Below are 9,389 nucleotides of genomic sequence, written 5' to 3'. Positions count from 1 at the left end.
GTACATAGAGGGGGGAGCTAAAGGGCTTAAAACCCCTTTAGCTCCCAGTCAGAGAAAAACTCTAAAAATGCTAGGAAGCGCCACCAGCTGAGAAGATATCCTGAGAAATTTTCTGAAGCTGCTGCTGCAGTTCTTCCAGCTCGGTCTTAGCCTTCTCCAAAGCGCTCTTGGTCTCGGGCCAGGTGGAGTTGCGGAACTGCTCAGCAAGGGGGCCGTCCCAGTTGTTGGGGTCCTTCAGGATAGTGCCCTGTCCATCGAGAGCAGCGATCTGCTCGGTGAGCCCACCGTTGATGATTTCCTGGATACGGGTGATAGCTGACTTAGCTTCGTCCGAAGAGAGTACGCGAGCCATAAGAGGAACCTTTCATAAGGGTATAGTTTCCGGGAACTAAAGCCATGCCCACATGGGTAAACTGTTAGCCCCCTCCTAGAGACTACTAAAAAATGTAGAAACCAGAGAACCCTGTGGATAAAAACTTACCCCGAACCAAAAGCTCAGAAGCAGAGGAAACACGGATGACTAGGTTAAATAGGAACAAGCAATCAGGAGTGTAGAGAATAAAAAGTTCAAATATTATCTTTGTTTACGCACTCTAACAGACAACTCACCACCTAGGGAGTGAGGGCCTGCACCAGTTGTACGCTGCCATTAGATACCGCATAGCCGCGCCCAACAGTCAACTCAACAGGAGCTTTTCGAGGAAGGCGAGCGCCCAGCAGATCACCGTCTAAATCAACGTTGGGCTGTAAGAGCACACCGCACTTGGCTTTCCGCAAGGTCTTGCTCCAGTGACTGTAGAGGCTTCGTAACTCGTCAGCACGACCTGCCGCGATAATACACAAACCGGCAGGGGTCTTCTCCACCAGGCCTGCCAACGATTTATCGTTATCGGCGAACCCATCAGCATCATCCACCAAAAGCACAACCGGACCGGTAGCAAGACGAAGCTGGGCAACCAGGGCGGGGATCTCGTCCTCACCCACCGCAAGCTGGTCAAACTCCTGGGAGGCCAAAGGTGAACGGCGAGAACAAATAGCCCACACCGCCGGCGGCTCGTGCCCCTGCTCAACCTGCGCCCCCTTGATGAGGTCGCGCAGAGCCAGCAGCAAGGAGGACTTGCCCGAACGTGACGGGCCAGCAACCAGCACATGCTCACCCTCGTAGACCTCCACAAAGGCAGGTTTAAGGGTCTGCTCGCTGAGCCCAACAGGGATACGCCAAGGTTCCACCGTGAACTGGGCAGACTCACCCAGCTCACTCACTGAGACACGTTCTGGCAACTGACCAATCACCTCAGCCTTGGGCTGGTAGCCAGCCCATTGCTCTTGTAGGCGTTCGACAGCCTCCCCCAGCGGAACATCCGGAGTGGCAACATGGGTTTGCAAAAGTGAGGCAACGCTGACGCAGCGCCCAGGGAAAGCTGCAGGCAGATCCTTACCCTTAACCCCCTGAATGGAGTAGTCGTAGGTATCCGCCAAGCGGAAAAGCCACTTCTGAGTGGTGACCTCATCCATAGCTGCAGGTATCGCCTTAGAACGCGGAGTAGCAACAGCAAAGTGCATGCCCACAGAGGGGCCTTCGGCGTAAGCCCTATAGAGCATGTTTAAGAGAGCCTGCCCGTCAAAATCATCAAACTCATCTCTCAGGCTGGCCAGGCCGTCTACCAGAATCACCAGCGGCTTCTCGTGCTCAAGGCTTGCTCGACGCCGCTCCAGCTCAGACTGCATAAACCTCAAGAACCGGGCACGCTGCTCCTTAGCTCGGCCACCCTGCCCCACATAGGCCACGGTATGGGGTAGCCTGGACAGCTCTTTGAGGGACCCCGCGCCCAAATCAAGAACCATTAGGTCCAGGTTCTCAGGGGCACGGTGACGGGTAGCTGTCAGAGCGACGGATGCCAGTGTCGTACTAGTACCGCTACCGGGAATACCCACCAGAAGCAGGTTCCCCTTGGTCAGGTCCCAACCCACCGGTATCTGCCGTTGCAGGTGCGGCTGGTCCGCCAAAGCAAAATTAAGCTGTTTACCCTCAAAAGAGCCAACAGGCTCCTGGAGCTTACCCAACCCTGTGGTAATAGGCTCAGAGAAGCCCTCCAAGGCAACCCTCTCCCCCAGGGCCTCCGGCCACACCTGCCGGGGCTCAACAATACCCAACTCCTTGTGAGCCTCGCAGACCGCATCAATGAGCAGGTCAAGGTCGTTACCATCAGAAACCACTTTGGGTTTCTCCACCAGCGGCTTGAGCGGAACACCAAAAATGCTGGACTCGCGTAACTCGAGCTGGGTAGCGCCCTCAACCGGGGTCTGCCCCGTCACCAGTGCGGTCTGCACAGCAGAGATGTCTTCCTGGCCCAGCTTCACATAAGCCCGGCCCATCTGGGTTCGTTCAATAGCGGAAGCATCGGGCACACCAATAACGTTGGACGAGTCTTCCTTAGACTGCACGCGCAAAGCCACACGAAGGTTGGTGTTAGCCAAAATGTCATCGTTCACTACACCGGCCGGGCGCTGGGTCGCCAAAATCATGTGAACACCCAGGGTACGGCCCACCGCCGCTACGTTAACCAGCGACTGCAAAACGTCGGGAAAGTCCTTAGCCAGCATGGCGAACTCGTCAATGACCAGCAAGATACGTGGCATAGGTTCAGCCGGGTTAGTGGCCATGTACTCCTTGATGTTATCCACGCCCTCACCCGCCTGGGCAAAAAGAACCTGCCTGCGGTGCATCTCCGCATCGAGAGCACGCAGAGCACGGTCTGCAAGCTGCTCATCAAGGTTACTAATAGTACCGATAGTGTGGGGCAGGCGCTCGCAGGCCTTAAAAGCCGCGCCACCCTTAAAGTCAATCAGAATAAAGTTCAGATCCTCAGGTGAGTTTCGGGCCGCAAGACCAGCAACAAAGGTCCTGAGGAACTCACTCTTACCCGAACCAGTCGTACCACCCACCAGGCCGTGGGGGCCATCGCGCACAATATCAAGGAAGACCTTGCCGTCATCACCGATACCGATAGGGGCAGAGACACCTGTTTTCTCGCGCCACAGCTCTTTGATCTTCTCAGAGGTAGCCGGGGCAAGACCGAAAAGTTCAGGTGCCCGGACAAGCCGGGGCAGAGCAGCACCAGGAATTACGAGCTCGGGGTCATCAAAATGAGCGAGCCGCATGGCCGCTCTTTCAGCGGTCTCAATCTCCATACCGGCAAGAACAATGTCTTCAATGAGGGTACGGTTCTCGGGCTCAAAAATATCCGCAGCAGCATCGTCTTTGACGCGGATAATGCTAGTACAGGCGGCAGGGAGCTGCTCTTCAGAATGGGCAATCACAATACCGGAGACCGTATGCTCCGTCGAGTCTGCACCGGCTCCCAGCTTCCTTACCTTCTTCTCACGCCCGTACCCCAGTAGGTCACGGGCAGGAGCGTCCCGCCCCTCAGTCAAGACCTCTGAGTCAAGCACCAGAACAAGTGCGGGAGTAATAAAGCGATCAATATTCTGAGCCAGGTTACGGAGCATCTCGGTGCTACTCTGACGGCCTGACGTCATCCAACGACCACCATTCGAACTCCCCGCCTGGCGGGTATGAGGTAACCAAGAAGCCCAGCCCCAATCGTGTTCCTTCCCCTGATCACAAAAAACACCTAAGGTCAGATCAGCGGGGCCAACATGGGTTGCCAGCTGCACCACCAGGCTCCGCGCAAGCGCCAGACTGCCCTCCCGCTGACCGACAATACCAACAACACCGCCAGCGTTAAGGTTAGCCATGAGGGGGGTACCCTTGAGCTCAAAACTTTCGTAAATTTTCTCTACGTCCTCATCCAAAGTGGAGCTAGAACGTGAATCAAGAGCAGGCTTCCACGGGCGATTACCGCTCCCCACACGAGTCAGCAGAAAATCCTCAGCATCAGCACGCCGCTGCCAGACCTGAGTGGTAGGCAGAGCACTACGGTGAAGGACAAGAGCGTTATGAGGAACCAGCTCTTCTCTGCGAGCACGCTCTACAGTCGCAGCGCCTTCAAGTGCTTCCTCAAACTCTTCAAGAGCCTGCGAATACCGCTCATCCTCAGCTTTCAGATCCTTCTTGTAGCGATGTTTACCCTCAAACCAGGTACCAATCATGACCAAGGGGCTAAGCAGTGCGAAGACCGCATAGCGGGGGTTGCCCATCATAATGACCATGGCCCCAGCCATAATCAGAGGGGCAAGGACAACCGCCAGGTTAAAGCGAGAGTTCTCATTGACGCTTTTACGTTGCGGCGGGGTCACCGATTTGGGGGTAGGAGGGAGCGCAGGTCGCGGAGGGCGGTTGAACGGGGCCGTATGCGACGGCGTGAGATTAGGCAGGCTCCCCGGAGCAGGAGACTGAGGCTCCCGCAGACTCGGCTGAAAGAAGAGGCAGGCTCCGCCGGCTTGAACCTCACCCGGCTCACTCAGCGTAACAGGCTCATCAGGCTCCACCTTTTTACCGTTCACAAAAGTGCCGTTCGTAGAACCACTATCACTAATCACAACACCTTCATCGGTGACCTGCGCGGTGAAATGCTCCCAAGAAGCGCTCTCGGTAGGAAGGGTCAGATCAGCCTGTTCGGAACGCCCAAAGACCATAGGCCTCTTCTGCGTCACAGGCTTCAGGGGACCGGTCTGCAAACCCCCGCTCAGGCTAACAACCCAGCTAGAGTAAGTGCAGGCGCTCTCAAGAGGGGCGCGACTTACCCGCGAACCCTCCATCAGTATGACCTGGTCAAGGTGTTCGCCCGCACGCACCTGGTGAGTATCTACATAAATGCTCTCATCATCATCCAAGCGTGGCCCACCAACCGTGGCAACTAACTCGGCAAGGGTAGTTGTCGCCCTCCAGCTATCAAGCTCCACCGGCAGGTTCAGTGAATCAATCGCAATCGTGATACGCATTTATTCGGGTTTCCTAACGGTTGGGGGAGGATAACATCTCAACTTGCGCTGAGAAAGAGGGTAAACGCAAGGGGGCTAGGCCCAGTATCAGGTCTCTAAGCTTTCGGGAACCATTGGACACCCGCCCTGGCGCTAGGCAAAGAACCTCTCATATCGAGATTACCTATTGACGAGGCAAGCAAAACCGGCTTGGCCTGAACAGCATGTTGGGACGAAAAATCAAGGCTCCCGCTGGTGACTCCATCTGCCGGTGATAGCTTGAGCCCCTCAAGCGTTTCTTTAACGTCCTTAGCCTTATGAGAAGGGGAACCTTCCATGGCACGCACAAAAGCTACCAGCGAATCGTGGCTACGGGAATCGGCAGCCCCCGCAACCTCGCTAAAAGGCTGATCGCCTAGGGGGCTTGTAGCGTCAGAAGAATCGCTCATAATCTTCACCATCTGGAGGTAGGCAGACATAGAGCGGCCCTCACCATCTGACTTCAAGGCAACCGCATCACCACTGTCGTAGCCGATGCTGACAGCATTGATAGTAGAGCGCTTGACCTCCCCAGAGAGATAGCTTGCCCCAAAAGCAGGGCTAGTTGCACCCGGAGCGAGGATAAGTTCCGCATCAACACCAAGATCCTGCAAGGAACGCACAACCCTAGCCTGAAGGTAGGGGTCAGCATTGATGGCGATAGCAACCGGGACCTTGCTGTCCTTGACCTGCTGCGAGAGATCCCGCGCAAGCTGCTCAGTATCAGTACCTGCTGTTACCTTCACAACCTGGTCAGCAGGATACTCAACACCACCAAAGTTCTCCTGGTCAAGGCGGATAAGGCGCTGACCTGCATTGTGAACCGCCATCAGATTTTTCATGCTGTGATCATCGACCTGAAATGACCAGGTCCCCTCCGCATCGGGGGAATCGTAGGGGAAAATGAGAGGAATATCGAGCTGCTGAGCCAGGTCAATAGCCTCCTTGAGGTGCTTACCGCGAGTAGCCACAATGATTCCAGAAACATTTTGCTCAGCCAGCGAGCGAACTGCCGCAAGAGCACCGCTTGCTGTGCCACGGTCATCTTCAGTAACCAACGTGATACCGGCGCCGGCACGGTTAAAACGCTCAAGAGCGACCTGCGCACCGGCTGCTGCCTGGTTCCATTCAGACCCCTCAGCGTTCTCGTTACCAACGGTTACCAGCAAACCGATAGAGCCTCCCCTAACAGAACCTCCCGCCTTAAGCTCAACAGGCACCGTGACAGCAACAGCGTGGTCTTGCTCCTGAGCCTTCGTTTGGAAAATCGCCACCAAAACTAGGGATACGATCAGAGCGATAACAGCAATCGGAGCGCCAACAGTAGCTATTTTGCTTTTCATCTACTTGGCACCACCCAGAGTGAAGGTATAGATAGTCTTAACCGTTGCGCCCGATGGTGCCTCAAGCTGGAAAGCAGGCATTCCATTGAGCTTTGCAAGCGAGGCCTTGTACTGTGCCTGCTTGAAACGAATCTCACCCATATCCTCTTCACGGAGAGTCGCGTACTTCTCGGCGTTCTGAGTAGCCAGTGAAAGCTGGTAGTCAGCTCCCTCTGCCTTGCTAGCGTTCAGGGTCAAAGATCCCAGAAGACCGGACCCATCAATCGTGGTGTCACCAACATCGAGCATAATTTTCTGAAGCTCGCTGGTCAGAACTGCTGATGCCCCAGCAACATCCTGGGTTGCCTGGTCATGGCTTTCCTGAATACGTTCAAGAGCAGACTGGGTACGAGCATCTGCCTGCTCCACCTGCTTCTGAGCGCTTTCTTTAAGCTGTTCCGTCTGTTCCTTAACCAGATTCTCGGCGCCTGTAGATAGAGTGTTTGATGTGAGGGTAAGTTCAGTTACCTGCTGCGAAAAGAGAGCGCTAATGCTCTGCTTGCCCTGTGAACCTTGCTCAGAAATTCTCCGGGTCTGCTGGCCAAGAAGCTCGTTGACTTCATCCGCGCTCTCAGCTGGAGCGGTCTCAGCCAACTTTTTAATAGCCTGAGCCATAGCATCTTGCTGAGCTGCAAGCTCATCGAGACTAACAGAAAGATTTCCGAAGCTTTCCGATAACCCCGGCATCGCCTCCTTCACCGCTTTCACAGAAGAGCCCTCAGAGGGATCAGGGGTGGCTGTGGCCGATTGGCTAGGGGAAGGATCACCGGGAGTAGGGTCACCAGGGCTTGGTTGAGGGGATTGCCCTTGACCCAGAGCGTGACGTAGCTTAGCTGTTTCGCTGAGAACCCCCTCAATATTCTCTGTAAGGGCACTCAGCTTCTGGGAAGCCCCAGAGGTCTCAACATCCACATCGGTAATGCTCAGAACACTGGCCCACAGGTCAGCCTGGTTCTTCAAACGTTGGTCAAAAGGCGCAGGGAATTTGGGAGACTGACCTATCGGGAGTGTACCGTCGTCTGCCTGACTCGTTGGACTGACAACAGCCAAGCTAGGCGAGGTAGATGGAGCAGGAGCCGCGCTCTCGGTGGAGTGCCCACTCGGAGTAGCGGACGGGCTGGGAGTAGCCTTCTCAGCACCGCACGGAAGATCGGTGAGGTAGCCTCGAAGCCTGTCAATTTCTTCCTGCGACAGCTTGCCCGCCTGTTCGGTGCCGCCATCAGATAACAGGCAGAGCTGATCAGCCAGCTCATTGTTTTGCGAAACCATTGACATCTTACCGGCAGAGTCATCGGTAAGCTCAGCCAGGGCATCAGCGGCGGTCTGATGGATACTCTGAAGCAGGCCCCGCAAGGATTCAAGATCTTCACTCGATGACTTCATCTTCTCGTCGATCAGATTCAGAGTTGCTAGAACACTTGCCGTATCAACAGGCTCTGAACTTTCAGACGGTGAGGGCGCCGGGTCTACAGGGGGATCCTCAGGGTCGCTCGGTTCCGGGGAAGCCTGCCCTGGTGCTAGGGCATCCACCTTCTTCTGCAGATCCTCAAGGGCCTGAGTAGCGCTAGTGTAGTCGCTCATGACCTGACTCAAGGGGCCAGGATTGAGCTCATCAATGAGCGCCTGGGCATGTGAGCTGTGTTCAAGCATCAAGGCGGTCAATACTGTCTGGGAGTTAAAGACAGCGCAGGCTGCAGATACTGAATCCTTACAGGTTTCAGCGGTCGGGTTCTCGGGGCCCAGAATCGAATTCACGGTTTCCAAGACCTGATCACGGCAGTCAATATTTGCTTCGCTGTAAGCACCGAGTACATTCGACAGCTGAACCATGTTCGAATAAACAGTTGAACCGCCCTCAGGCTGGACAATATTAACCTGGCAAGTTCCAGCATCAAACACGGGTGCAGGGACTTCCTCGCCCTCACGTCCCAGGAAACTCTCCAGCGCCTCAAGAGTCTGCTGAACTTGGGACACCAACTCACCTTGCGAACTCTGGGTACTCTCACCCAGGTTAGCCTTGAGACCGCCAAGCTTCTCCTGCAAATCAGCAAGCTGACCGGTCAAACGGTCAGAGCTCTGCTTAAGTTCCTGAATCGTCGAAGACTTCAGCCCCTCAGCACTCGAATTAAGGTTGCTACGGACAGAGGACATCGTCGCACCTGCATCTGCAAGTGCCTGGTTTGTTTCAGCAATCAGTTCAACAGTCTGCTGCATCAGCTCCAGCTCAGAAGTCTGCTCAGCACTAAAAGCCGACGACACTGCCCCTGAAGCAGTCAAATCACTAGTTAGCCCAGGCTGGACACCCACAGTGAAACGGGGAACCTTAAAGTCCTCAGTGGAAAGATTTACAGTAAAAGTTGTGCTGGCACTGCCCTTGGGGCCAGCAAGAATCTTGCCCCACTGAATGACAGCGTCCCCCTGATCATTAGTGCTCACGATGCCGTTGGTCTTACCCCTGCCAAGAGTCGCCTCAGACAGGACCGCCTGAGGCTTCACACCGGTCAGCGTGGTAGAAGCTGCAACAGAGAGAGGCGCACCGATCAGAGCGCTCTTCTTCTTCTGCACCCCGGCCACATCGTAGGTCAGTGCTTGAGACTGAACAGTCAGGTTCTCCACCGTAATATCAATGCTGACAGGACCGGTGAAGCCCTCAAGCTCGCTTAAGTCGCTACCGGACTTATCAGCTGTAGTGTAACGAGTCGTCACACGAACGGGTAAATCATTCACCGTTTCCCTCACGCTATAGTCGACCTCTTCGCTAGCGGAGGTACCACGTAAAGCATCAAAAGAGACGATAGTCGAACCAATACTCGACACCTCAGCCGAGTTAGTAAGCTCCACGTTCACATTCTGCAAGATGTTTGAGGCATCCACTGAAGCAGTATTTTGGCTAGAGCAACCGGTAAACAAAAGAGCAGCAACAGCTACCATGGCCGGTAGCCTTTTAAACTTTAGATCCGGCGTCCGCCGCAATAGTGTTCTGGATTCAGAAGACATGAAGAGCCCATTTCATGAGGGAGTGTGTGTTGTTTAAAGCTACGCCCCATTGTATCGGGTTTTCAATTACACTAAGGGAGGCATTAT

The 9,389-nt window shown here is 54.9% G+C and carries 4 protein-coding genes; all 4 read right to left on the bottom strand.

Going from position 1 to position 9,389, the window contains the following annotated elements; all coding sequences use genetic code 11:
- Window positions 1–70 precede the first annotated feature (70 nt).
- Window positions 71–352, bottom strand: a complete 282-nt coding sequence (locus ACN08Y_RS08335; protein ID WP_419112389.1) for a pyrophosphorylase — start codon at window positions 350–352, stop codon at window positions 71–73.
- 260 nt (window positions 353–612) lie between these two features.
- Window positions 613–4,905, bottom strand: coding sequence for an FtsK/SpoIIIE domain-containing protein (locus ACN08Y_RS08330; protein WP_419112388.1), 4,293 nt, complete (start codon window positions 4,903–4,905; stop codon window positions 613–615).
- Between the two features lie 95 nt (window positions 4,906–5,000).
- Window positions 5,001–6,266, bottom strand: coding sequence for an ABC transporter substrate-binding protein (locus ACN08Y_RS08325; RefSeq protein WP_419112387.1), 1,266 nt, complete (start codon window positions 6,264–6,266; stop codon window positions 5,001–5,003).
- Window positions 6,267–9,236, bottom strand: coding sequence for a hypothetical protein (locus ACN08Y_RS08320; protein ID WP_419112386.1), 2,970 nt, complete (start codon window positions 9,234–9,236; stop codon window positions 6,267–6,269).
- Window positions 9,237–9,389: the final 153 nt, after the last annotated feature.

Origin of the sequence: Rothia sp. P5764 (genome assembly GCF_048512965.1) — a bacterium.
GTDB lineage: Bacteria > Actinomycetota > Actinomycetes > Actinomycetales > Micrococcaceae > Rothia.
Note: the sequence above shows the minus strand (reverse complement) of the source record. Positions and strands in the feature narration are given on the sequence as shown.